Consider the following 350-nt stretch of genomic DNA (forward strand, 5'->3'; position numbering starts at 1 on the left):
TTTCTGCAATAGAGAGAATACAACTTGAAAAAGCTAATAATTTATTAGCAAATAATATAGGGAAAGAAATTAAAACCTTTTTACCGCTCTTTCAGTTTAACCTTATGGAACTTTTGAAAGAGTCACAACTCCCTTTAAATACGATTGAATCCTGCATTAATATGTTGCTGTGTAGCCCTAAGGATAAAGGATTTGAGATCTTTCAATCAGTGGACGATTTCAACTGTACTAATGCCTATCCAATCATCCAAATAGAAAATGATTATTATACTTTTGGTACTCAAACATTGTGGGAGTCAGTATATGAAAGTCCTTTCTTTTGGTTTAAAGACACTCCTTATAATAATCAA

Annotated in this window: 1 protein-coding gene; it reads left to right on the top strand. The window is 31.4% G+C overall.

Going from position 1 to position 350, the window contains the following annotated elements; genetic code table 11:
* Positions 1-350: hypothetical protein (locus EMN46_RS19835; protein WP_229130468.1), on the top strand; the 350-nt coding region annotated here is incomplete at both ends.

It is taken from the genome of Ancylomarina sp. 16SWW S1-10-2, from assembly GCF_009669305.1.
Lineage (GTDB): Bacteria > Bacteroidota > Bacteroidia > Bacteroidales > Marinifilaceae > Ancylomarina.